Origin of the sequence: Chroococcidiopsis thermalis PCC 7203 (genome assembly GCF_000317125.1) — a bacterium.
GTDB lineage: Bacteria > Cyanobacteriota > Cyanobacteriia > Cyanobacteriales > Chroococcidiopsidaceae > Chroococcidiopsis > Chroococcidiopsis thermalis.
On sequence record NC_019695.1, the window covers coordinates 5,359,708 to 5,383,388 of the forward strand.

Annotated in this window: 19 protein-coding genes and 1 pseudogene; 9 read left to right on the forward strand and 11 right to left on the reverse strand. The window is 46.2% G+C overall.

Annotated elements, in window-relative coordinates; translation table 11 throughout:
• Positions 1-41: 41 nt before the first annotated feature.
• The 3 genes from CHRO_RS23330 to ftsH form a co-directional block, all read right to left on the reverse strand.
• Positions 42-1,019 carry an NAD(P)-dependent alcohol dehydrogenase gene (locus CHRO_RS23330; RefSeq protein WP_015156690.1) on the reverse strand — a complete coding sequence of 326 codons (978 nt, stop codon included), beginning with the start codon at positions 1,017-1,019 and terminating at the stop codon, positions 42-44.
• 46 nt (positions 1,020-1,065) lie between these two features.
• Positions 1,066-1,323: a BrnA antitoxin family protein gene (locus CHRO_RS23335; RefSeq protein WP_015156691.1), complete on the reverse strand. Its 258-nt coding sequence runs from the start codon at positions 1,321-1,323 to the stop codon at positions 1,066-1,068.
• 164 nt (positions 1,324-1,487) lie between these two features.
• On the reverse strand, positions 1,488-3,407 hold the full coding sequence (gene ftsH / locus CHRO_RS23340; RefSeq protein ID WP_015156692.1) for an ATP-dependent zinc metalloprotease FtsH: 1,920 nt from the start codon (positions 3,405-3,407) through the stop codon (positions 1,488-1,490).
• Positions 3,408-3,871: 464 nt separating this feature from the next.
• Between ftsH and CHRO_RS23345 the strand changes: the two genes are divergently transcribed.
• Entirely contained in the window at positions 3,872-4,417 is a 546-nt protein-coding gene (locus CHRO_RS23345; RefSeq protein ID WP_015156693.1) for an NADPH-dependent FMN reductase, read from the forward strand.
• Between the two features lie 34 nt (positions 4,418-4,451).
• Here the strand turns inward: CHRO_RS23345 and CHRO_RS23350 are convergent, their stop codons facing one another.
• Both CHRO_RS23350 and CHRO_RS30000 read right to left on the reverse strand, forming a co-directional pair.
• Positions 4,452-5,621, reverse strand: coding sequence for a ferrochelatase (locus CHRO_RS23350; RefSeq protein WP_041463455.1), 1,170 nt, complete (start codon positions 5,619-5,621; stop codon positions 4,452-4,454).
• Positions 5,622-5,828: 207 nt separating this feature from the next.
• Positions 5,829-8,870, reverse strand: a complete 3,042-nt coding sequence (locus tag CHRO_RS30000; protein WP_015156695.1) for a diguanylate cyclase — start codon at positions 8,868-8,870, stop codon at positions 5,829-5,831.
• A gap of 117 nt (positions 8,871-8,987) precedes the next feature.
• Between CHRO_RS30000 and CHRO_RS23360 the strand changes: the two genes are divergently transcribed.
• The 5 genes and pseudogenes from CHRO_RS23360 (at position 8,988) to ilvB (ending at position 13,667) form a co-directional block, all read left to right on the forward strand.
• Complete coding sequence (locus CHRO_RS23360; RefSeq protein WP_015156696.1) at positions 8,988-9,581, forward strand: hypothetical protein; 594 nt, start codon at positions 8,988-8,990, stop codon at positions 9,579-9,581.
• A gap of 160 nt (positions 9,582-9,741) precedes the next feature.
• Positions 9,742-10,998: an MFS transporter gene (locus tag CHRO_RS23365; protein ID WP_015156697.1), complete on the forward strand. Its 1,257-nt coding sequence runs from the start codon at positions 9,742-9,744 to the stop codon at positions 10,996-10,998.
• A gap of 61 nt (positions 10,999-11,059) precedes the next feature.
• Positions 11,060-11,269 (forward strand): type II toxin-antitoxin system HicB family antitoxin, encoded by a 210-nt coding sequence (locus CHRO_RS23370; RefSeq protein ID WP_015156698.1) that lies wholly within the window; start codon positions 11,060-11,062, stop codon positions 11,267-11,269.
• A 4-nt stretch (positions 11,270-11,273) separates the two neighbouring features.
• A pseudogene (locus CHRO_RS34940) lies at positions 11,274-11,500 on the forward strand (type II toxin-antitoxin system HicA family toxin).
• 328 nt (positions 11,501-11,828) lie between these two features.
• Complete coding sequence (gene ilvB / locus CHRO_RS23375; protein WP_041463457.1) at positions 11,829-13,667, forward strand: biosynthetic-type acetolactate synthase large subunit; 1,839 nt, start codon at positions 11,829-11,831, stop codon at positions 13,665-13,667.
• A 64-nt stretch (positions 13,668-13,731) separates the two neighbouring features.
• On the opposite strand, the gene CHRO_RS23380 is transcribed toward ilvB, so the two are convergent.
• Together CHRO_RS23380 and CHRO_RS31340 are read right to left on the reverse strand one after the other, a co-directional pair.
• Positions 13,732-14,334: a hypothetical protein gene (locus CHRO_RS23380; RefSeq protein ID WP_015156700.1), complete on the reverse strand. Its 603-nt coding sequence runs from the start codon at positions 14,332-14,334 to the stop codon at positions 13,732-13,734.
• A 175-nt stretch (positions 14,335-14,509) separates the two neighbouring features.
• Positions 14,510-15,589, reverse strand: a complete 1,080-nt coding sequence (locus tag CHRO_RS31340) for a hypothetical protein (protein WP_015156701.1) — start codon at positions 15,587-15,589, stop codon at positions 14,510-14,512.
• 102 nt (positions 15,590-15,691) lie between these two features.
• Between CHRO_RS31340 and dacB the strand changes: the two genes are divergently transcribed.
• The 3 genes from dacB to CHRO_RS23400 all read left to right on the forward strand — a co-directional run bounded on the left by dacB (position 15,692) and on the right by CHRO_RS23400 (position 18,738).
• Positions 15,692-17,242, forward strand: a complete 1,551-nt coding sequence (gene dacB / locus CHRO_RS23390; protein ID WP_015156702.1) for a D-alanyl-D-alanine carboxypeptidase/D-alanyl-D-alanine endopeptidase — start codon at positions 15,692-15,694, stop codon at positions 17,240-17,242.
• A gap of 165 nt (positions 17,243-17,407) precedes the next feature.
• Complete coding sequence (locus tag CHRO_RS23395) at positions 17,408-17,962, forward strand: hypothetical protein (protein WP_015156703.1); 555 nt, start codon at positions 17,408-17,410, stop codon at positions 17,960-17,962.
• 20 nt (positions 17,963-17,982) lie between these two features.
• Entirely contained in the window at positions 17,983-18,738 is a 756-nt protein-coding gene (locus tag CHRO_RS23400; RefSeq protein ID WP_015156704.1) for an ABC transporter ATP-binding protein, read from the forward strand.
• A gap of 116 nt (positions 18,739-18,854) precedes the next feature.
• Here the strand turns inward: CHRO_RS23400 and CHRO_RS23405 are convergent, their stop codons facing one another.
• The 4 genes from CHRO_RS23405 to fusA form a co-directional block, all read right to left on the reverse strand.
• Positions 18,855-19,499 carry an LON peptidase substrate-binding domain-containing protein gene (locus tag CHRO_RS23405; protein WP_015156705.1) on the reverse strand — a complete coding sequence of 215 codons (645 nt, stop codon included), beginning with the start codon at positions 19,497-19,499 and terminating at the stop codon, positions 18,855-18,857.
• A 147-nt stretch (positions 19,500-19,646) separates the two neighbouring features.
• Positions 19,647-19,964, reverse strand: a complete 318-nt coding sequence (rpsJ, locus tag CHRO_RS23410; RefSeq protein WP_015156706.1) for a 30S ribosomal protein S10 — start codon at positions 19,962-19,964, stop codon at positions 19,647-19,649.
• Positions 19,965-20,166: 202 nt separating this feature from the next.
• On the reverse strand, positions 20,167-21,396 hold the full coding sequence (gene tuf, locus CHRO_RS23415; protein ID WP_015156707.1) for an elongation factor Tu: 1,230 nt from the start codon (positions 21,394-21,396) through the stop codon (positions 20,167-20,169).
• Positions 21,397-21,507: 111 nt separating this feature from the next.
• Positions 21,508-23,583, reverse strand: coding sequence for an elongation factor G (fusA, locus tag CHRO_RS23420; protein WP_015156708.1), 2,076 nt, complete (start codon positions 23,581-23,583; stop codon positions 21,508-21,510).
• Positions 23,584-23,681 lie beyond the last annotated feature (98 nt).

Consider the following 23,681-nt stretch of genomic DNA (forward strand, 5'->3'; position numbering starts at 1 on the left):
ACCTTGCTATAGATAATTCACAAGGGCTGTATCGCGTATCTTCAAGAGCAATCGTGCTTCACAGTTATGACTACACTTCCCTTCTTGCGTCCTTGTTCGACATATCTGTGAGCCTCGGCAGTTTGTTCCAATGAATAACGCCGATCGATAACTGATTTTATCTTCCCTGCTTCAATCAGCTCTTTGAGAAAAATTAAATCTGCTTTACGCTCGATTGCTGTCCCGCCTATGACTTTCTTGCTGCTGGTCATTGAAGTCCATAGTCCTCGAAGTATCGGGGACAGATTTATGTGGACAGCTCTGAGATAAATTCCTTGTTGCTTGAGCGATCGCAGACAACCTGAAAACGAACTCTTGCCTACCGTGTCAAAAATAATATCGTAGGTCTTACCGCTTTTCGTAAAATCTTCTTGAGTGCGATCGATCACCGCGTCGGCTCCCAGAGATTTCACTAATTCTAAATTTGCCGTACTACATACCCCAGTCACTTCTGTGCTAAAGTACTTGGCAAGCTGCACGGCAGCCGTACCTAACGCTCCAGAAGCCCCATAGATCAGAACTTTTTGTCCGCTCTGAATCTTCCCTTTATCTCTCAGGAAAATCAGTGAGGTTGTTGACCCAAAAGGAATGGCGGCGGCTTCCTCATAGGTCATGTTAGTAGGCTTGATGGCGATCGCTCCTGCTTCAGGTAAGCATATGTACTCGGCATTAGCGCCAAGACTGATTCCTGCTCCAGCAAATACGCGATCGCCTGCTTGGAATTGCGTTACATTTTTGCCAACCGCTTCAATTTCTCCAGCTAGCTCGCTCCCCAGGATCGCGTTCTTTTTAGGTTTTATGAAACCATAGAAAAATCGTACGGCGAATGGGTCAGCCTTGCGTAGGCGCAAATCCGCCGAGGTTACTGTTGTCGCATGTATTCTTATCAATACTTCATTGTCCTTGGGAGTAGGTTTTTCTACCTCCTTTAGCTGCATAACCTCCGGCGATCCGTATTCCGTGCAGACAATCGCTTTCATGAATGCTCCTCTAAGATAGCTTTAGTGTTAGCCCTCAACAAGCACCTTAACGCTCAATACGTTCAAGTTCTTCACGAACAACTCTGCGTAAGGTTTCCTCTAAAGGTTCGCGACTCTGCTGAATATGCTGGCGCAAAGCTTCGTTAATCATAGTTTGATAATTTCCTCCGCCTGCACTGTGAGCTTGTTCGCGAAACCATGCTAAAACCTCGTCATCTAGCCGAATTGTGATCCGAGTTTTTCCAGGTGGTGTTGGGTCAATCGCCCCTCGTTTACCCCGACTAAAATCATATTCTGTTTCCATTGGTAAGCCACCTCAACTATAGTATGCACAACTGTACATACTACCAATGGAACAGCGCCCCAAGCAGTTATTCGATCGCATTCATCATACTTTTTAAATAAAGCATCTTTATTCAGTCATAAAAAAGTAGGGTGGGCATTGCCCACCCTACTAACAAGTAAACATTAAACAACGGATAATTTTTGCTCTTTCTCTTGCATGTATTCGGTGACAATTTGCCGGAATTGTTCGCCTTCGATTGTCTCGTTATCGACTAACAAATCCACTAAGCGATCGACTAAATCGCGATTTTCGCGAATAATCGTCCGCGCTTTTGTAAATGCTTCAGTCGCGATCGCCCTAACTTGATTGTCGATTTTTCTTGCCATTTCTTCAGAATATTCCGATCGCTCCATCCACCCTCCCCCTAAAAATACTTCGTTATCGGGGCTTTCTAAAGCGACTGGACCCAAATTTGACATTCCGTATAATGTCACCATTTCTCGCGCTAGGTTAGCGACCATTTTCAAGTCTCCAGAAGCGCCTGTAGTCACTTCTGAATCCCCAAATACCTCGGCTTCAGCAGATAATCCTCCCAAAGCGATCGCAATCCGGTCTAAAATCCAAGCGCGACTGCGCAAGTAGCTACTGTCTACGTTTTCTTCATCGGGTACGCTTTGAGCAAAGCCACCAATTCCACCCGAACGGGGAATAATTGTCACCTTATTTAAAGGATCGGAATTTTTCAGCAGCGTAATTAATAAGGCGTGTCCGATTTCATGATAAGCCAACAACCGCTTTTTCTTACTATCTAATAATGGTGTCAGCGACAACCCAATCGTAATTCGGTCGATCGCATCCATAATTTCTAATGGTGTAATCGCCTCTTTGCGCCGCCTTGCCGTCAGAATTGCCGCTTCGTTGAGTAGATTCGCTAAATCTGCACCAGAAAAACCTGGCGTACGTTGGGCGATCGCTTCTAAAGAGACGGAATCATCGACTTTCTTATTACGAGCGTGGACTTGTAAAATTCCCAGTCGTCCTTTATATGCTGGCAGATCCACCGTAACTTGGCGATCGAAGCGACCGGGACGTAATAATGCTGCATCGAGTACGTCAGGACGGTTCGTCGCAGCAATGATGATAATTCCCGTATTGCCTTCAAACCCATCCATTTCTGTCAGCAATTGGTTAAGAGTTTGCTCTCTCTCGTCATTTCCACCACCAATTCCCGCACCTCTTTGTCTGCCTACCGCGTCAATTTCATCGATAAATATTAAGCAGGGGGCATTTTCTTTCGCTTTTTTAAATAAATCTCGCACCCGCGACGCGCCCACACCGACAAACATTTCGACGAATTCGCTACCGGAGATGCTGAAAAATGGGACTGCTGCTTCCCCAGCGATCGCTTTTGCTAGTAATGTTTTCCCCGTTCCTGGAGGTCCAATTAACAAAACTCCTTTAGGAATTTTTGCCCCGACTGCGGTAAATTTCTCCGGCTGTTTGAGGAAGGTGACGACTTCTTGCAACTCTTCTTTGGCTTCGTCAATCCCTGCAACATCGTCAAATTTCACGCCCGTTTTAGCTTCCATCTGGAATCTAGCGCGAGACTTGCCAAAACTTAGGGCTTGGTTAGAAGAATTAGCTGAACGACGTAACAGTAGCAACATCAACGCCATCAGAGGCACGATCCAGAGTAAATTTGCTAGCAGACCCACTGCAGCCCTACTATCAGCAGAAGAATTGACTTCCAATGGGACTTGTCTATCTCTAGCTCTATTAATTAATTCTGGATTTTGTTGTAATAACAATACTTCTTTAGGTGGTTCGTCTGCCTTTTGTCCCTTGAGCTGAACTTTAGCAATATTCTGCGCTGGGTCAAGCTCTATTCTGGTAACATCTCCGCGATCGATGCTGCGTAACAATTCGCCGTAATTCAGCGTATTGGAATTTTCTCTTTGCGCCAGTACCGGAGTACCTACAAGCATTGACTGCAATATCATTCCGCTTGCTGCCAAATGCCATAGACTTCGCTTCGCCATATTCATAGCTTTACTACCTGCTGGCGATCGCCGATCTAATGACTGTTTGCGCGAACCTCTCATATTAAAATGCCCTCTGTCGCTGCCTTGACCCATAAACTGTTTTGCAAAGGACGGTAGGTACGATCCACCGTTCTATTTCATACTTAACAGATTGAAGAGATTTTGCCTTAGCTCCAGCTATAAACTCAATTCTTCCAATCTCTAGTGTAACTTCCTGAATTGGTTGTCAGTTATCAGTGTGGAGACGTTACATGTAACGTCTGTACAAATAACGTCTGTACAAAGTTGTCAGCGATCGGTAACCTCTTGCCAATGACTGATGACCAATGACCGATGACTTACTACTATTTCCTCAAATTTGACATCCCCTGGTAAAAGCCGCTATATTTAATTTAAGCATACTCGTAATGATTATGAGTATCAATAATTGAGAAAATTGACAAAGCCATCAAACTAGTAATACAGCGAATTTCCTAGTTTTGATTTCGCAATAGTCAAAAAATATCGTCAACAAGGATTGAGATATGGTTAAGATTGTGGGTATCGGTGGCAGCTTGCGGAAAGATTCCTACAGCCAACTCGCATTAGAAATTGCAGCAAGGCGAGTCGAAGCACTAGGAGCAGAGGTAGAGATTTTAGATTTAAGGCAGATGCAGTTACCCTTTTGTCATGGGGGCGACGAGTATCCAGGCTACCCAGATGTAGAGAGGTTGCAGAATACCGTCCAGCAGGCTGATGGCTTAATTTTGGCTACACCAGAGTACCACGGTAGCATTAGCGGCGTACTAAAAAATGCTTTAGATTTGATGAGTTTCGACCAGCTAGATAGTAAAGTTGCAGGACTAATCAGCGTGTTAGGCGGTCAACCAAATAGCAATGCTCTCAACGATCTGCGGTTAATTATGAGATGGGTTCACGCTTGGGTGATACCGGAACAAATTGCGATCGGACAAGCGTGGAAAGCTTTTGGAGCTGATGGCAAGCTATTGGATGAAAAATTGTCGCAACGCTTCGACCAATTCGCCCAAAGTTTAGTTGAGAATACGCGCAAATTGCGTGGTGTTTCCTAAAAGTAGGGGCGCACAGCCATGCGCCCTTAACACATTAATGATGGTGATGATGTCCGTCGTGGTGATGATGTCCGTCGTGATGGTCGTGGTGATGGTGGTGAGCGGACACAACCGCTAACTGAGGATTAACTGAGAGTGCCTGCTCTGATAACAGTGCTGCGATTTGAGGATTCGCCCATTCTGCTGCCATTTGTAGAAAACGAGAATGAGCATTAACACAAGGCATTTGCACGTAGCTAATTGTGGAATGCTTGCGACGCAAGTTGTGAATGATGTGGTCCACGTCTAGTAGAGTTTCATGATTTTCTGTGGCAAAACCAATTGGCATGAAGACGATCGCCGTTGCGCCCAAATCGATCAGATTTTTTGCTGCTTGAAATGCATTTGGCTGCGTCCATTCAATGAGAGGAGTATCGTGGTTGAGCCAGCCTACAGAGATCAGTGGATAGCGGTGGATGAGTTGTTCTCTAACTAGTTCGTATAGAGCTTCACTTTCTGCAATCCCCGACGTGAAACCCTTGGCTTTGTGGGGACAACCATGATTCATTAACACGATGCCGATCTGGGAAGGTAAGTAAGCAGACGCAAGCTCGGCGGCGATTTTTTCTTCTACCAACTGCGCCATCAAATTGATGTAGGCAGGTTCGTTGTAGAAAGAAGGAATATAGCGTTGTCCCTTCAGCCAGTGTTCTTCACCATCAGCTAACTTTGCTAAGGCATTATTGACTTGTTCGACAGCAATACCGCTAGTAAAAATAGAATCGACAACCAGTAGAGGATAAATCAGTAGTTTGTCAAATCCTTGTGCCTTGATTTCTGTGAGAACTTGCTCTGGAAGGTAGGGAGCGCAAAAGTTAAAGGCTTTAAAAACTTGAACGCGATCGCCCCATTTAGCTTGTAGCTCTTGCTCGATCCCCGCCCGTTGCTGCTCGAAAATAGCATTATGGGGCGAAACAAAGTGATTGTGTTGATGCTGCCACTCGTGCAAGTCAAACATTGCCAATAGCTTTGCTAAAGGCGGGTAGATCCACGTTGGCACGGGGGCAAACTTAGCTGTAAGTAGATTTAAAGCTTGTTCGTTATAGTTGGCGAAATCTGCATAGCTTTCAACTTCACCATAACCCATTAGTAAAACGGCAACTCTGTCTTGGTTAGAATTTGGAGCTGGCGCTTGAGGTTGTTGTTTCTCTGGAGTTGCTACCAATTTCCTTGCCTCGCCTGAATAAATGTTCTGCCAGTCTTTGATGCTTGTAGCAGGGAGAGTACAAATTCTCATACCCCGCGATCGCTGGTACTACTCTTACTCACACTAGGTTAGCATCCCCTATGGGGGGATTGGTCTATCTATAGGAGAAATACATATGTTTTAAGAATCGAGTAGAGACATTGCGTGCAACGTCTCTGCTCGGGATTAGGCAACGATCGCCCGATCGCGTCCTTCCTGTTTAGCGCGATAGAGAGCGGTATCGGCAGCTTTGAGAATGGCTTCTCCCTCTAATCCGTGTTTGGGAAAGCTAGCGACTCCTAAAGATAGAGTTATTGCTCCTACAGGTTGACCGGAAGATTCGACATGCAGTTGTTTGACAGCGGCGCGAATTTGTTCGGCACGTAATTGCGTTACTCCAAGGGAGGCTTCGGGAAGAATGAGCAGAAATTCCTCTCCACCGTAACGACAAGCAATATCCGAACCTCGGACGTAACTTTGCAAGCAGCGTCCTAATTCCCGTAACACGGCATCGCCAGCATCGTGTCCGAGAGTGTCGTTGATCCGCTTGAAGTAATCGACATCGAGCATGATGATGGAAAGTGGCTGTTGCTTGCGATCGCAACGTAGCATTTCCCGCTCTAAAGCTTCTTCCATATAACGTCGATTGAATAAACCAGTCAGCGAGTCGCGAATGCTCTGGTTTTTCAAAGTCTCGCGGAGTTTTAAATTAGCTAAAGTCGGAGCGATATGTTCTGCGACTCCAATCGCCAATTGCCTTTTGGCAGGGGAAAGGACTCCCTTTTCTAGAGAACCAAGGTACAATATGCCGAAGGTTTCTCGATGCGCCATCAAAGGCACGCACAAGGACTCAGCTGGTAAGCTGTGGTGTACGTGTTTGCAGAGCAAACCATCGTCGGCATCATCAACCCAATGAGGTTTACCCAAGCGGAGCGCCCAACAATCATCGGGATTAAAAGCTTGCTGATTTGCTAAGAGGGGGACTCCCCAGGTAGCAACTGGTTCTAGTAAACTTTTCGTGTTGCGGTTGAGAAAAATTCCCCCCGATGCTTGCGGGAATAGAGATTGCACGAGTTGAGCTAGGGTGGTGCAAGCTTCTTCCAGCGTCAGACAAGCTTGGAGTACATCAACGGTATAGCTGAGGTAGGTAATTTCGTGGTTGCGCTGTTTGAGTTCGTTGACCCAATTACTCAGTTGCTCGTTAGCTTGCACTCTTTCTGCTTCCGCTTGCTTGCGTTCTGTTACATCAGTACCAGAGGCAATAATGTAACTAATTTTACCGCTGGCATCGTACATCGGTGTGAAAGCAAAGTCAATCGTGATGAAGCGATCGTCGCCTACTTTTGCTTCGCCTTCATAACGCACTTTTTCACCCTGACTGACGCGATCGATCGCCGATCGCAACTCAGCTTGTACGGTAGGAGAGTAAGACCACCAGTAAGTGTGAATCAGGGATTTACCCAAAACATCTTTGGGCTGAAGATCGGCTGCATCTAATAAAGCTTGATTGGCTTCGATCAGCGTGCCATCAGCCGAGAGAACGGCAACGAAAGCGAATAAGCTATTGATAATATTACGTAAGTGCTGTTCGCTGTGACGCAGGCTTTCTTCAGCAGTGGAATGAGTCGTAACGTCCATCCCACAGGCGATCGCGTACTCTACTAACCCTTGGCGATCGCGCAGGATCGTATTCGTCCAAGCAATGCGGCGAGTGTGACCATCGCGGTTGAGACAGTAACCTTCATATTGACTTGCCGATTGACTGGTAAGTAAATTTTCCCAGTGAGTTTTGGGCGATTCAGCTTCACCAGGGAGCGAAAATAATTCCCAAAAAAACTTTCCTTTAACTTCTGTTGCCGTGCGAGCGGTCATTTCTTCGCAGGTGCGGTTACAGCGAAGAATTTTCCCTTGCGGGTCGAGAACCAAAATTAAAGCGCCAGAGGTATTGAGGATTGCTTCCGAAAAATCTCGTTCCTGGGCGATCGCTTCGGTCATCTGCTGGCGCTCTCTGATTTCGCGATCTGTAAAACCGTAGACTCCAGTTAAGAGCAACATATTCAGGCAAATAGCAGCAGCAAAGGCAAACATGGATTGACGAGTGCGCGTAAATTCTGCTTGCGACTGCTTCTGTAACAGAGTGTACTCCGTGCTTTCCATGTCTTGGACGATCGCTTCAATTTTATCTGCGATCTGCTTCGATTTCTCTAACAGGGTAGTTTGGGAAGCAGCTGTGGCTCCTTTGGTTTTTCTTAAAAAAGTTGCTTGTTCGATTTCCGTAATTTTTTGCTCGATTAAAGGTTGCAGAGTTGACAAACGGCGCTGTTGGTGAGGATTGTTGCCAGTTTCCTGCTGAAGATGGATGACTTTGGTTTGAATATCTCTTGCCGCGTCGTAGTACGGTTCTAAATAGCTAGGTTGTCCAGTAGCGATATAGCGATGTTTGGCGATCGTTGCCTTCTGCATGGAGGCATGGATCTCTTTCAAGTCTTCGAGGACGCGATAGTGCTGGATTTGCTTGTCGTGATTGCGCCCTAGACTCGTCAGAGTGTGATGAGAAACTGCTCCTACTCCAACTAACGTTGCTGAAGCTAAACCCAAGCCAAGCGCCATGCGGGTAAAAAAGCGCTTGTTACTTGAATGTTGGCGATTGACTGTCGGTGTCGATGCAAGGCGATCGCTTCTCTGTGCCAACAACTTCACAACTTGACGACCTAAAGACTGCAATGCTTCTATCTGCTGCACATCAAGTTCTCGCGCCGTGCGGTCGATCGCGCACAAACTCCCAATTGCGTATCCTTCCGCAACAATCAGGGGAACGCTAGCATGAAAGCGAATGTAGGGCTGAGAACAAACTAAGGGATGAGTAGCAAACTGAGAGTCTGTTGAAGCATCGCTGACAACGAAAACTTCTTTTTGTTGTAGCGCTCGTCCGCACAACGCCAGATCGCGCGAGAGGGACTCGATCTGCCAACCAAAACACGCCTTAAACCACTGGCGATCGAGATCGATAAAACTAATGCTAGCAATGGGAACACCACAAATTAACGCTGCCAATTGCACAATTTCATCAAATTCTGGTTCTGGCGGTGTATCGAGAATTTGACACCGATAGAGAGCTGCTAGTCTGGCGGCTTCATCTTCTAGCAGCGTTGAATTTCCAATAAAAGATTTTGTTTTTGATAACTTTTCTGCTGAGGCATTCAGCCGTTGGTGGGCGGCGGTAATCATCTAAACTCTAGATACTTAAAAACAAGGTTTGTATTCTTCAAAGTTTCGTTTCGAGAAGCCAGGAGTAACTACAGTAAGAACACTGAAAGACTTCTTAAAACTTTCTAAATTCAAGTCATGAAAGTCGTTATTTGTGCGGGAATCCACGATTTGCATCTGACTCAAGCGTTAATCACAGCCTTCGAGTCAAGTTTTACCTCTCTATCGCAGCTAAAAGAAACGGGAAATTTACTGGTTTATTCTCCGCCATATCCGTATTTATCCCTATCTGCTGTAGGCATTTTACAGTTTCTTCACGATCGCCTCGGCAGTTCAAAAACAGCGCCGCCGTTGATTTTCCTCGGTTTTAGCGCCGGAGTCGTAGGCGCACTTGGTGCAGCCTGGGGATGGCAGCTCATGGGAGGCAAAGTACGCGCTGCGATCGCGGTAGACGGATGGGGAGTGCCTTTATTTACTAACTTTCCCTGCTATCGCCTCAGCCACGATTACTTTACCCACTGGAGTTCTGCCCTCTTAGGTGAGAGCAACGATAGCTTTTATGCCGATCCGCCAGTAGAGCATTTGGTACTATGGCGATCGCTGCCAACAATTACAGGTTGGTGGGTACACTCAGATGAGAGTCACGCACAACACCGCACTTACCTGACGGCAGCTGAATTTTTGTCTATGCTTTTAAAACGACATGAGAACGAGGGAGTGGCTAGTGGCTAGTGGCTGGTGGAACCAGAATCGATCCCTTGTCTCCCTATTACCCGACTCCCGTACGGGCTGGTTTTCCAAACGAACTCTGATACTAACTACAGACTTTGGGTAAACCCGCCCCCTACAATTCCCTGCTCCCTGCTCGATCGCTCCCTGCTCCCTAATCTAAATGTTTCCCACCGAACCGCCTGCTAACACAAATGGGTTTCGCGCCCTGTTGCACAACCGAAATTTTATGCTGCTGTGGATCGGGCAACTACTGTCCCAGCTAGCAGATAAAGTTTTTCTCGTCCTGACGATCGCCCTGTTGGAAAACTATCCCCTTGCCGCAGGTATAGAGGATACCAGGCGTTCTGACCTATTTATGGCGTTTACCCTACCAGCGATTCTGTTTGGTTCTGCTGGGGGTATCTTGGTCGATCGCGTGCCAAAAAAGCCGATCATGGTTGGTTCTGATGTGGTACGAGGGCTATTGACGCTGATGATCCCGCTTCTACCACGGCAATTTCTGATTTTGCTATTGCTGACTTTTGCGATTTCTACAGTGACGCAATTTTTTGCCCCCGCCGAACAAACAGCGATCCCCTTGCTAGTTAAGCGAGAACAACTCATGTCTGCTAATGCTCTTTTCAGCAGCACGATGATGGGCGCGTTAATTGTTGGTTTTGCTGTGGGGGAACCGCTGTTAAGCTGGGCGAAATCTTCTTTGGGTAATTCAGGACAAGAATTAGTCGTGGGTGGATTATATCTACTATCGGCGGGGATCATGCAGCCGATAAGCTTTCAAGAACGCCAGTCCCCCAGAGAAGAACGACAGAAAAAAAATGCTTGGACTGAGTTTAAAGAGAGTTTGAGCTATTTGCGGCGAAATCGGCTCGTGTTGAATGCCATGTTGCAAATGACAACTTTGTATTGCGTATTTGCTGCTTTAACCGTGCTAGCAATTCGCCTAGCAGCAGAGTTTGGTTTGAAAGAAAAGCAATTCGGCTTTTTTCTGGCGGCGGCTGGGGTAGGTATGGTATTCGGTGCGGCAATTTTAGGTCATTGGGGCGATCGCTTGCATCACAAGCCTCTACCTTTGTACGGATTTTTGATGATGGCGTTTGTCTTGGGCATATTTACATTTACCCACAGTCTATTCCTTGCCTTGGGATTGTCTGTGTTGCTGGGTGTTGGGGCTGGTTTTATCGGCGTACCGATGCAAACCCTAATTCAACAGCAAACTCCACCGGAAATGCACGGGAAGGTATTCGGCTTTCAAAACCACGCGATCAATATTGCTTTATCCGCACCTTTGCTGATTACCGAAAGGCTAACCATTGCCTTTGGCTTACGCAGCGTTCTGATCGGGATGAGTGTCGCCGTCACCGCGATCGGGATCTGGGCGTGGCAAAATACTCGTAGAGTTTTGAAAGATGCGATTTAATTGGGGTGTAGAGAGCATAGATAGATGACAACTTTTACTGCTTAGATAGGGAACATAGGTTATGACAACCTTTACTGCGATCGTCGAGAGAGATAGGGATACTCAACTTTATGTAGGATATGTTCCTGGTTTTCCTGGAGCGCATTCCCAAGGCGAAACTCTCGATGAGTTACAAGAGAATCTACGTGAGGTCATTGAAATGCTTCTGGAAGATGAAAAACCTATTTTCCAAACCGAGTTTGTTGGAATTCAACAAATTGCAGTTCGGTAGATTTATGAGCAACGTTCCCGTTTTAAAACCACAAGAGGTCATTCGGACACTGGAAAACCTTGGATTTGTTGAAATCCGCTAGATAAGGATCGCATAAGCAATTTAGATACTAACGATGGTCGAGGAACAACAGTTCCGTTTCACCAAGGACGCGATATATCACCCAGGCTACTAAGGCAGATTGCCAGCGATATTGATTTAACTATTGAAGAATTATTAAAGTTTCGATAGCGTAGAAGCAATAGCTAATGCTTTGTTACAAGTGACTAGTGATTTTTCCCCCAGTAGGCGACTCTCCCCTCGCTCCCCCAGCTCTTTTCCCCCGGCTCTCGACTCCCGCATAGATAAAACTTATCCTATGATTCAGCGCTTTTTATCTATGTCATGAGATCCTCAATATTAGACATTAGAGTAAATTTAATAATTAATCGGCAATTTAAAATACAAAATATAAATACAGGTATCCCCCTAGTTAACTAAGTACTGCGTGAGGTTTCCCGTGCGAGCATCTCGTACCCACAGTGTTTCCATCAAAAACGGTCATCTGAATTCATCGGCAATTTCTACTACGCCTCTAGTTACGCCCAAACGGGCGACTGGGGCTTATGCTCTAATTGACAGTCTCAAGCGTCACGGAGTCGAACATATTTTTGGCTATCCTGGCGGAGCAATTTTACCAATTTACGATGAGCTATATCGGGCGGAGGCTGCTGGTGGGATTCAACATATTTTGGTCAGACACGAACAAGGCGCAGCTCATGCAGCTGATGGCTATGCCCGTGCTACTGGTAAAGTAGGCGTGTGTTTTGGCACTTCTGGACCTGGGGCAACTAACCTAGTGACAGGAATTGCTACAGCCCATATGGACTCGATTCCGATGGTGATTATAACGGGACAAGTCTCCCGCGCCGCAATTGGCACGGATGGGTTTCAGGAAACTGATATTTATGGCATTACCCTGCCAATCGTCAAACATTCCTACGTGGTGCGCGATCCCGCTGATATGGCGAGGATTGTGGCGGAAGCTTTCTACATAGCTAGTACGGGTAGACCAGGACCAGTTTTGGTTGACGTGCCGAAAGATGTGGGGCTAGAAGAATTTGACTACGTACCTGTAGAACCAGGAACGGTGAGGTTGACTGGGTATCGCCCTACTGTCAAGGGAAATCCCCGCCAAATCGTGCAAGCAGTGCAGTTGATCCGGGAGAGCCAGCGCCCATTACTATATGTGGGAGGAGGCGCGATCGCCTCTGGCGCACATGCAGAAATTCGACAACTGGCAGAAATGTTCCAAATTCCCGTCACCACAACTTTGATGGGCAAAGGGATTTTTGACGAACACAATTCCTTGGCTGTGGGAATGTTGGGAATGCACGGTACGGCATACGCCAATTTTGCCGTGAGTGAGTGCGATTTATTAATTGCTGTTGGGGCAAGATTTGACGATCGCGTGACTGGTAAATTAGATGAGTTTGCTTCCCGCGCTAAAGTCATCCACATCGATATCGATCCGGCGGAAGTTGGCAAAAACCGCGCCCCAGAAGTGCCAATTGTCGGCGACGTGCGGACAGTTTTAGTCGAGTTGCTGCGGCGATGTCAGGAAACAGGGGGATGTCAAAATCCTAACCAAACTCAAGCATGGCTCAAGCGAATCGAGAGTTGGAAAGAAGATTATCCTCTAATCGTGCCGCGTCACGCCGATCGCCTCTCACCCCAAGAGGTGATTGTAGAACTGAGCCAGCAAGCACCGAATGCTTACTACACTACCGATGTCGGACAGCATCAAATGTGGTCGGCGCAATTTTTGAAAAATGGTCCCCGTCGCTGGATCTCCAGTGCTGGGTTGGGGACGATGGGCTTTGGAATGCCTGCGGCTATGGGTGCGAAGGTGGCATTGCCCGATGAAGAGGTGATCTGCATTAGTGGCGATGCCAGTTTCCAAATGAATTTACAAGAGCTGGGAACTTTGGCACAATTTGGCATTAATGTCAAGACCGTAATTATCAATAACGGTTGGCAGGGAATGGTACGTCAGTGGCAACAAGCATTCTACGGAGAGCGTTATTCTTCCTCGAATATGGAACCATCAATGCCAGATTTCGAGCTGCTGGCTAAAGCTTACGGCATTAAAGGAATGGTAGTTTCTACGCGAGAAGAATTAGCTACGGCGATCGCCCAAATGCTAGCTCACGATGGTCCCGTCTTGATGGACGTGCATGTCAATCGCGAAGAGAACTGCTACCCAATGGTTCCTCCTGGTAAGAGCAACGCTCAAATGGTAGGTTTACCAAAACAACCTAAAGCTGAAAAAGCTGTAGAGGTCGTCCATTGCAGCAATTGCGGCGCACAAAATCTCTCGCGCAATAACTTCTGTCCTGAGTGTGGCACGAAGATTTAAGTTGGTAAGGGGAATGGGTAATGGGTAGTTGGTAGTTGCAATTGCCCATTATCAAAAAGTAGTTTCAGCTTGAAATTGGCACGTTTTTAAATGCACCTGTATCTGGAATAAACAGATCGATCGCCGTCACACCTTCCGGTATTCTCAACCACACGTAAGCGTCTGATGAGGCATTTTTCCGCACAAAGTACAAATTAACGCTGCCCGACGATCGCTTATAGTCTACTGGTTCGTAAGTTTCACTAGTATCGGGATTACGGGCTTTCGTGCCTGCTACATTAATTGCGTCGCTAGGGCTGACTTCAGAAGTAAGGCGACGGATTCGCATTTGTACGTTGACTACATCGCGAGTTTTTGCCTCTGGATCTGTGATTCGCTTGACAGCTAATAACTCTAATTTCGCTTTATTGCCAATAGCAGATTGGACGAATTGTCCCGGTTGAATCCCACTTGTAGCGGCGGGTGCAGTTGCTGTAGTGTCAGATGCAGCAGACGACACTGGCGTTGTTGTCTCTGGTTGAGAAGTTCCTGATGTGCCAGTGCTAGCGTTACTGCTAATAGCAGCGATTTTTTCTTGCAGCGTAAACACTTGATAGGCAGTGAAGCCACTAAAACCCAATGCCAAAATTGAGAGTATAACAGCTATACCAGATAAAAAATTACTCATAGTCTATCGTTGTCAATCTTTGTGCTAGTGCTGAATTAAAATGCGATCGCCTATTATGTCCCACAAGTAGAGTTGTTGGTACTGCGATCGCAGCTAATAGATATAGTAAAAACCTGGTTTATGCCTCACAACTCCCTAGTACGGGCGCACAGCAGTGCCCCCCTACTGACTCCCGTTAATTCTGACTAATCGGCACATTTCTAAACGTTCCCGTCTCTGGGATAAAAAGATCGAGAGTATTAACCCCCTCTGGTACTTGTAGCCAAACATAAGCATCCGAGTAAGTTTGCGGACGCAGATAAAATAGGAATACTGGATTAGTGGCTCGATTTAGAAAGTCAAAGGCTCTGTAAGTCTCGCTAGTTTCGGGGTTACGGGCTGTAGTGGCGCTGACGGTAATTACGTCCTGAAAATTTGGCTGTTTTGTACCCAGCCGCCAAATCCGCATTTTGACATTCACAACATTGCGAGTTGCCAATTCGGGATTATTCAAGCGTTGTGCTGAAATGACTTGAACTTGCGCTTTATTATCCAAAGCTTTACGAATCAAGCCGTTTGGTTGCATTATCAAGCTACCAGTCGCCTGCATTGCTGTTGTATTTGGAGTTGCAGGGCGAGAAACTACTCTAGTAAATTGATTTGCAGTCGCGATCGGCACATTTTTAAACGGCGTAGTTTGATCGACAAACAGATCGATTGTCGTGACTCCCTGCGGTACGTCGAGGACGACATAAGCATCTATGGGTTTATCCTGACGCAGTTTACTGAGTGAAATTCTACCTGAAGATCGCCGCATGAAATCAGTGGCTCGATAGAATTCGCTGGTTTCGGAATTGCTTGCCATAGTCGAACCAACGCTAATCGTACCTTCTATAAGTGGCGTATCTGTAAGTTTTTCAATCTGCATTTCCACATTAACTTCATCTGGCTTGCCAGGGATTCTTTTGACGGCAATAATCGTGACTTGGACTTGATTGCCAAAAGCGGTTTGGACTAAATTGGCTGCTGGAACTTTTGTTGCAGGTGGCACGGAGAATAGATCGCGATGGCTGCCTTTGTCAATTTGAGTGGTGGAGAATAATTTTAAATATTGGGCAAATAATAATCCGCCAATAATGGCGCTACAAATTCCAATAACCAGGGCGATCGCCAATAAAAAGTACGTTTTACTCTCGCGATCGCTGCTTTGAGCCAAATTTGGTATGCTAAGAGTCTTTTTGTCAGGCGATTGTTTAGCGATTTGTACTTTAGTCATATAGTTTTAATCGTCTGTACGCATTTCATCGTCTACACGCAGTCGGCAGTAATTATACGGGTCGGAGATTAAGTAAATCGTACAATATGTATCAGCAAAAACATGATGAAATCTGCTCTTAGAGATATTGTCAAACCAGTTAGCCTACTGCTAACAATTGCCAACGCTCAGATCTACTTGATGTTGCCAGCCATAGCCAATAAGATTCCACACGCATCTTTACCACATGCATCTTTAAATGCATCCTTCAAAATTGTCCAGCAGCCTTTACGTAACGCAACAAATGCCATTTGTCCAGCTCAATTAGAAACAGCGATCGCCACGGCGATCGATCGCCCCCAACTCAATCGCGCCCGTTGGGGAATTCTAGTCCAAACCGTGAATCGCGGCGATCTGCTATACAGCCGGGACGCTCAAAACTATTTCATTCCAGCATCTAACGTCAAATTATTCACAACCGCTGCCGCTTTGCAAAGACTGGGTTCGCAATTTCAAATTCGCACTTCTGTTTATCCCACGATCGCAGGTGGTTTACGAGTTATCGGTCGCGGCGACCCTAGCTTAACCGACATCCAGTTGCAAGCATTAGCAAAACAGGTAAAACAGCAGCAATTTCATCGCATCAGCCAGTTAGTGGCAGAAGATGATTATTTTCAAGGTGCGATCGTTAACCCCAGCTGGCAATGGGAAGATATACAAGCAGACTATGGCGCACCTGTCAATAGTTTGATTTTGAATCAAAATACTGTCAAGTTAACTGCGATACCACAACAAGTCGGTCAACCCCTACGCCTCAATTGGTCTGACTTGAGAGAGGGTATGCAATGGCAGATCGAAAATGAAGCGATCGCCGTTCCCGCGTCTAAATCTTCCCTTAACGTCAGCCGCGACTCAGGTGCAGCAATACTCAAAGTCACCGGACAGATGGGAATTGATGCACCATCTGAATCAATAAATTTAGCGGTGGTCGATCCAAAAGCGCATTTTTTACGTCACTTTCAGCGCAGTCTTGCCCAAGCAGGAATTACGTTATCACCTGGGAACGAGCTAGTGCAACAACAAGAGCGGCAGTCTACCCTCGGACTGCGGGAGATAGCATTTGTCGTCTCGCCACCGCTATCAGAGTTATTAGTGGAGACAAATCAACAGAGTAACAATCTCTATGCTGAAGCTTTATTGAGAATACTGGGAGTGAGGGTACAGCTAACGCCTACGACACGATCGACGGCTGAAATTGGCTTGCAGAATGTCAAAGAGACTTTGACTACCTTGGGTGTCGATCCTACTGGTTACGTGCTGGCAGATGGCTCGGGGTTATCGCGGCAAAATTTAGCTAGTCCAGTTGCGATCGCCCAAACTCTCAGAGTGATGGCAAATTCACCCCTTGCTACTGTATATCGTACCTCTTTACCGATAGCTGGCGTGAGCGGCACTCTGAAAAGTCGCTTTCAGGGTACAACTGCGCAAGGAATTGTCTTAGCAAAAACAGGGACGATGAGTGGTGTTGTTGCTTTGTCTGGATATATCAATTCTCCCAATTACGAACCTTTAGTTTTTAGTATTATTGTCAATCAATCTGACCAGCCTACATCAGTTTTGCGACAGACAATCGATCGCATCGTGTTGTTTTTAACTCGTTTGCAGCGCTGTTAGTTTAAATTTAAACCCTAATTCAAAACTCGATAATTCTACCTTGACTGAGAGAACCGTTTTCATATTCGCTCAGTTTATTACTAATCGATTGATACCCGTGCGATCGCACGACATCTTAAAATTCACTCATAATAAGTAAGAGCAAAAACTAATTGTAGTAGAATCGTGACCGCATTAGTCAATAACTCAACTTCTCTTTTCCGTCTCTCACCTTTAATTCGGATTACACTGCTGAGTCTATACATAGCCCTCACCATACCATTGCCATTTTTAGCAAAAGTGACAGCCGCACCAGTTCCTCCAATTTGGCTTTGGATAGGAATTAGCATCGGTTTCATTGCCCTATACGCCGCACTCAGCGAACGAGTCATACTAGATGACCAAGGAATTCAGGTGACATATCCCCTATGGGTTCCTAAGTGGTTTCGGCACGGTTGGTCTTTACCTTGGTCGGAAGTCAAAGAGTTAAAACCCCGTACTACCGGACAAGGCGGACTCGTATACTATTTCCTTAGCCAGGAAGGGAAAGCTTATTTACTCCCGATGCGGGTGGCTGGATTTGCCAAATTGGTGCGGGAAGTACAAGCAAAAACTGGAATTGACACCACAAATGTCATTCCCTTATCCCAACCTTGGATGTACTTAATTTTGTTGGTATTTACTCTGCTGTTATTATTAGTTGATGCCTGGACAGTTACCACTGCGATCGCATTAAACTAATTCAACTCTGGGGGCGAGGAGTGAGGAGTGAGGTAGCACAATTAAGACTAGAAGGAGTCAGCCTAGCTGCAACAATAGGTTCTCAGTACTTATTGCAGGATATTTCCTTTGAGGCATTTCCAGGCGATCGCATTGCAATTATCGGTGCTTCTGGAGCGGGAAAAACATCTTTGTTGCGGATTGTCAATCGCCTCAGCGAACCTACAGCCGGATCGATTTATTTAGAAGAGAAAGAATATCATCAAATTCCCGCAATTCAGTTGCGCCAACAAGTGACGCTAGTAATGCAAGAATCAAAACTATTGGGAATGACGGTCAGAGAGGCTTTGCAATACCCTCTAGTTTTACGCAAAATGCCGCGATCGCAAATTCAGCAGCAAATTGCCTATTGGATGGAACGGCTAAATATCCCTGAAGACTGGTTAGAAAAGACGGAACTACAACTTTCAGTCGGACAAAAACAACTCGTTGCGATCGCCCGTGCTTTAGCTACCCAACCGAAAATTCTTTTACTCGACGAACCAACTTCTGCTTTGGATGCAGGTAAAGCATCTCATTTAATCGAAGTATTAATCCAACTAGCAGATAGCGGTCAAACAACAATATTAATGGTCAATCATCAACTCGAATTAGCTAAACAATTTTGTACGCAAGTGTTATTCCTGCAAGCAGGACGTTTGAGCCAAAATGCGTCCAATTCTAGTCAACTTGACTGGGACAAATTAAAAGCGAATTTAATCCAAGCTGAAACAAAAGCAACCCAAGAATGGCACTAAAGAAAGCCCCCCTTGTTAAGGGGGGTTGGGGGGATCGTTTCAAATATCACCCCTTGTTAAGGGGGGTTGGGGGGATCTTCATCTCCACCTTGTTAAAAGAGGCTGAGAGATTATTATCAAGCTTCAAAAGTATCTTTCAACACCGTTCTTGCTGCTAAATGATTGCGCGTAGACTTAAGAATATCTGCTTCCCGCTCTAGCCGCGCCGCCGTATCTTGCATTTCTAACAGTGTTTGCTGTTCTGCTGCGACACCGTAAAGATTGCTGGCTACCCAGTAGGATAATTCTGTAGGTAAATCGGGAATATTTTCTGGTAAATCTATCTCCTGTTCTGTCAATTTAGCAGATAGCCTAACCACATCTCGCAGCAGTTGCTCTACTTCTCGTGCCAAAGGTCTAAGGTCTTTTTGTGGTGGATTGTCTTCAATCCATTCCACTAAACCAACTTTGTAAGGTTTTTCTCGCACGTATTCCAAGACCCGAAACCGCTGCTGTCCGAGAGTAGCTACTCTCATCCGGTCGTCCGGTAAACGCTGATACTGAATAATTTCAGCGCAGCATCCAACTCTAGCAGGTTGACCTTGCACGGGATCCCACAATAGTACCCCAAAGCGGCGATCGCTTTCTAGAATTGTATTCATCATAATTCGGTAGCGGAACTCAAAAATGTGTAGAGGTAGGGGGCGATTGGGAAAAAGCACTACCTCTGGCAATGGAAACAGTGGGAGTTCTCGCACCGCTATTTGAGAAGAAGATGTCATTGTCTATTCGTAAAAACGGTAACTGCGCATCCTGTTTTTACTTTAACGGATTTGTTTACAATTAGTTAACAGTTGACGGCTGACAGTTGACGAGCGACCGTCAACCGTCAGTAACTCAACGAGCATTTTACAACTCAAAAAATAGCGTTACAGCTTGACTTCAATATCTACACCCGCAGGTAAGTCGAGTTTCATTAAAGCGTCAATTGTTTTAGAAGAAGGTTGGTAAATGTCAATAATTCGGCGATGAGTGCGAGTTTCAAAATGCTCTCTAGAATCTTTATCAACGTGGGGCGATCGCAGCACGCAATAAATGCGGCGCTTTGTAGGTAAGGGAATTGGACCGATAGCTGTAGCGTTTGTCCGGTTTGCCGTATCAACAATCTTCTCGCAAGAGGTATCGAGTAAGCGGCGGTCAAAAGCTTGTAAGCGGATGCGAATTTTTTGCTGCTGAAGGGTAGCCATTTTTAGTTTTCTTGGTTCGGTTTATTCAGTAATCTCGTTGGAGTTATAAGAAACTCGTTTGGGCTGTCATTGGTCATTGGTCATTCGTCATTTGTATTTACCACCAATGACAAATGATTAGTGACAAACAACAAATTAAAGCAGAAAAGCATTATACCCCATTAGGCTTAGCTTTTCTGCTCTAAGTTAATAGCTGGTCGTTCTACTTCACAATTTTAGAAACAACACCAGCACCAATAGTACGACCGCCTTCGCGAATTGCAAAGCGCATTCCTTGTTCGATCGCGATCGCGTTGATCAATTCTACGGTCATTTTGACGCGATCGCCAGGCATCACCATCTCAGCAGCACTACCATCGTCAGCAGTAAATGCGGTAATTGTGCCAGTTACGTCAGTTGTCCGTACGTAGAACTGGGGACGATAGCCAGCGAAGAAAGGTGTCTTACGACCACCTTCTTTATCTGTCAGCACGTATACCTCAGACTCAAATTGGGTATGAGGTGTAATACTACCAGGCTTGGCAATTACCATACCCCGCTCGATATCTTCCTTCTTCAAACCCCGTAGTAGTACGCCTACGTTGTCTCCAGCCATACCTTCATCCAAGGTTTTCTGGAACATTTCTACACCAGTAACGGTGGTGCTACGAGTGCCTCTGATCCCGACTAATTCTACGGTTTCGCCAACTTTGACTTTACCGCGCTCGATTCTACCAGTTGCAACCGTACCGCGACCGGAGATCGAAAATACGTCTTCTACTGCCATCAAGAAAGGCTTATCAACATCCCGTTCTGGAGTAGGAATGTAGCTATCTACGGCATCCATCAATTCGTAGATTTTATCAACCCACTCATTGTCACCCCGCGCAGTTGTAGGAGCTTTAATCATTGTTTCCAGTGCTTGCAACCCACTGCCTTTGACGATGGGAATATCATCGCCAGGGAAGTCATAGGAACTCAAAAGTTCGCGCACTTCCAGTTCTACGAGTTCCAACAATTCTTCATCGTCTACCATGTCTACCTTATTCAGGAAAACGACGATGTTGGGAACTCCCACCTGTTTGGCTAACAGAATGTGTTCGCGAGTCTGGGGCATAGGACCGTCTGCCGCAGATACTACCAGGATCGCGCCGTCCATTTGCGCCGCACCCGTGATCATGTTCTTCACGTAGTCAGCATGTCCTGGGCAGTCTACGTGAGCGTAGTGGCGGTTTTCAGTTTCGTACTCTACGTGAGCGGTATTGATGGTGATCCCCCGTGCTTTTTCTTCTGGAGCTGCATCAATATCGTCGTATTTTCTAGCTTTTGCCTGACCCAAAGCTGCTAGGGTCATGGTGATAGCTGCCGTTAACGTGGTTTTGCCGTGATCGACGTGACCAATTGTACCAATGTTGACGTGAGGTTTAGTTCTCTCAAACTTTGCGCGTGCCATGAGTTCTCGGTTCCTTTTTTATTGAAAGCGATTAGCGATTAGCAATTAGCGATTAGCAATTAGCGATTAGAAGTCAACTAACAGCTAACAACTAACAGCTAACAACTCCATTTATGTCCCTTTGCTTTTAGCAATGATTGCTTCAGCTACGTTGCGAGGTACTTCTTCGTAATGGCTAAACTCCATTGAAAAGATACCCCGACCTTGGGTCTTCGAGCGGATATCTGTAGCATAACCAAACATTTCTGCCAGCGGAACCTTAGCAGTTACCTTGGATAAGCCTTGATCCGATCCCATGCCTTCGATTTGACCGCGACGAGAGTTAAGGTCGCCCATCACATCCCCCAGGAAGTTTTCGGGGACTTCAACTTCGACTTTCATCATTGGCTCCAGTAGCACTGGCGATGCTTTTGCTACTGCTGCTTTCATTGCCATTGAGCCAGCAATTTTGAAAGCCATTTCCGACGAATCTACTTCGTGGTAAGAGCCATCGGTCAATGTCGCTTTGACATCAATCAGCGGATACCCAGCTAGTACGCCAGATTCGCAAGTTTCCTTCATCCCCTGTTCTACAGGTCCAATGTACTCTTTAGGTACAGAACCACCAACTATCTTAGAGACAAATTCAAACCCACTGCCTGGTTCGCCTGGTTCTAGGTCAACGACAACGTGACCGTACTGACCTTTACCACCACTCTGACGAATGAATTTCCCTTCTATTTTCGTAACGTGCTTGCGAATGGTTTCGCGGTAAGCTACTTGTGGCGCTCCCACGTTTGCTTCCACTTTAAATTCGCGGAGCATCCGGTCTACCAGAATTTCTAGGTGGAGTTCGCCCATCCCAGCAATTACGGTTTGGTTCGTTTCGGGATCGACACTAACCCTGAAAGTAGGATCTTCTTCAGAAAGGGATTGCAGCGCTTTGGACAATTTGTCCATGTCTTGCTTGGTCTTTGGCTCTACTGCTACCGAGATGACTGGCTCTGGGATAAACAGAGATTCCAAAATGACTGGCGCACTGTCGTCACACAAAGTATCGCCTGTCAAAGTGTCTTTTAATCCTAATGCCGCACCCAAGTCGCCTGCACGCAATTCTTCAACATCGATCCTGTCATCTGCTCGCAATACTACTAAGCGAGAAATTCGCTCTTTCTTGTTCTTAGTAGCGTTGAGGACGTAGCTACCTTTTTTCAGCACGCCAGAATAGACGCGCACGAAAGTCAAGCGCCCGTATGGGTCAGCCATGATTTTGAAAGCGAGTGCTGACAGCGGTGCATTGTCGTCAGCAAAGCGCTCGACTGTCTCGCCATTGACGGTTGTTCCCTGAATTGGCGGAACTTCTGTAGGTGCTGGCAGGTAATCTACAACACCGTCTAGCAAGCGCTGCACGCCTTTATTTTTGAAGGCAGAACCGCATAACACGGGGACAATCGTACCCGCAATTGTGCCTTGTCGCAGCCCTTTACGGATTTCAGCTTCATTCAGTTCTTCACCTTCTAGATACTTCTCTAGTAAGGCTTCATCGGTTTCTGCTACTGCTTCAACTAGCTTCGTGCGATACTCTTGTGCTAGCTCTTGCAGATCGGCAGGAATCTCTACTTCTTGAATATCCGTACCTTGATCGTTGCCGTAGATGTAAGCGCACATCTTGACTAGATCGATCAGACCTTTGAAGTCTGTTTCACTACCAATGGGTAGCTGAATCGGTACTGCGTTGGTGCGGAGGCGATCGCGCACCTGATTGTATACTCGGTAAAAATCTGCTCCAGTCCGATCCATCTTATTGACAAAGATGATGCGTGGCACCTTATACCGATCTGCTTGTCGCCAAACTGTCTCTGTTTGAGGCTGTACGCCACCTACGGAGCATAAGACTGTGATTACGCCATCTAATACCCGCATGGAACGTTCCACTTCAATCGTGAAGTCTACGTGACCAGGAGTGTCGATGATATTAATTTGATGGTCTCTCCAGTTGGTGGTGATCGCAGCAGCAGTAATTGTAATGCCACGCTCCCGCTCTTGAGCCATCCAGTCAGTTACCGCTGTTCCTTCGTGGACTTCACCGATCTTATGGATCATTCCAGAATAGAACAGAATTCGTTCTGTCGTTGTTGTCTTGCCCGCATCAATGTGAGCCGCAATTCCAATATTGCGGATTTTTTCCAGCGGAACGGTACGTGCCACAGCTACCTCCTTGAGTAGTTTTTGCCGCAGGTATCTCTATATTACTCTCTGTTAAGATTCTATACTTTTAGGGAAAGCCGCCACCAAAATAGGGGGAT